The 1609-nt window shown below is 71.2% G+C and carries 1 protein-coding gene and 1 pseudogene; one reads left to right on the forward strand and one right to left on the reverse strand.

Annotation, left to right across the window (positions count from 1 at the left end; genetic code table 11):
• Positions 1–262, reverse strand: a pseudogene (gene ligA, locus ABNT58_RS04370) (NAD-dependent DNA ligase LigA); the annotation flags it as partial.
• A 61-nt stretch (positions 263–323) separates the two neighbouring features.
• On the opposite strand from ligA, the gene ABNT58_RS04375 reads away from it, so the two are divergent.
• A partial coding sequence (locus tag ABNT58_RS04375) for an FAD-dependent oxidoreductase (protein WP_348752289.1) occupies positions 324–1609 on the forward strand: 1286 nt, incomplete at its 3' end.

Genomic DNA, 1609 nt, shown 5'->3' on the forward strand with positions numbered 1-1609 from the left:
CGGTCTTGATCGACAGCATGGGCACGGTGTGGCGCACCGGCGTCAGGCCTTCCAGCACCGCGCCGATCACGCGCTGGGTGGGTGAATCGGGCGTCAGCAATTCGGGGTGTGCGGCCTCGATGGCTTGCAGCTCCTGGAACAGCCGGTCGTATTCAGCGTCGGGGATGGTGGGCGCGTCCAGCACGTAATAGGCGTGGGCGTGCTCGTTCAGCAGGCGCCGCAGCTCGGCGGCGCGTTGTTCAGGGGAAACCGGGGCGGACATGCCGGGAGTGTAGGCAGCCGGTGTGCCACAGTGCGGGCTCCCCTTTTGCAGCCCCCTTGCCATGTCCGATTACGACTACGACCTGATCACCCTCGGCGCCGGTTCCGGCGGCGTGGCGGCCTCGCGCCGGGCCTCGGCCCTGGGCGCCAAGGTGGCCATCATCGAGGGCAGCCGCGTCGGCGGCACCTGCGTCATCCGCGGCTGCGTGCCCAAGAAGCTGATGATGTACGCCGCCCAACTGGGCGACGCGCTGCACGAGGCGCGCGGCTACGGCTGGGCGGTGGAAGCCGCCGCCTTCGACATGGCGCCCTGGGCCGCGCAGAAGGCCGCCGAAACCCGCCGGCTGGAAGGGGTGTACCGCCAGCTGCTCAACGGCGCCGGCGTGCAGGTGATCGACGGCTGGGCCCGCATCGACGGACCGAACACCGTGGTGGTGGGCGAGCAGCGGCTGACCGCGCGCCACCTGCTGATTGCCACCGGCGCGCGGCCGGTGCGTGACAGCATCGAAGGCATCGGCGACTGCCCCACCTCCGACGACGTGCTGGACCTGCAGGCCGTGCCGGCCGAGGTGGGCGTGATCGGCGGCGGCTACATCGGCGTGGAATTCGCCAGCATCCTGGCCCGGCTGGGCGCACGGGTGCACCTGTTCTACCGCGACCGCCAGCCGCTGCGCGGCTTCGACGAGGACCTGCGCACCCGCGTGGCCCAGGCGCTGGAAGCCGCCGGCGTGGTGCTGCACCCCGGCCAGAGCCCGCAACGCGTGGCCCGGCAGGCGGACTGTTTTGAGCTGCACATGCCCAGCGGCATGACGCACCGCTTTCCCTTTGTGCTGAACGCCACCGGCCGCCGCCCCAACACCGAAGGCCTGGGCCTGGAGACGCTGGGCTTGCAGACCGACCGCGTGGGGGCGGTGCCGGTGAACGAGCGCTTCGAGACGCCGGTGCCTGGCGTGCACGCCATCGGCGACGTGACCAACAAGCGCAACCTGACGCCGGTGGCCATTGCCGAAGGCCGGGCCTGGGCCGACCTGCACTTCGGCAGCGAGCCGGGTGCGGTGGCCCTGCCCGACTTCAGCCTGATCGCCACTGCGGTGTTCACGCTGCCGCCGGTGGGCACCATCGGCCCCAGCGAGGCCGAGGCGCTGGCCGCCGGCCACACGCTCAAGGTGTTCGAAGCCGACTTCCGGCCGATGAAGCAGACCTTCATCGGCGGTGCCGAACGCAGCTACATGAAGCTGCTGGTGGACGCCGACACCGACCGCGTGCTGGCGGTGCACATGATCGGCGCCGACGCGCCGGAGATCGTGCAAAGCCTGGCGGTGGCGCTGACCTGCGGCGCCACCAAGGC

The organism is uncultured Aquincola sp. (assembly GCF_964001545.1).
Classification (GTDB): domain Bacteria; phylum Pseudomonadota; class Gammaproteobacteria; order Burkholderiales; family Burkholderiaceae_C; genus Aquincola.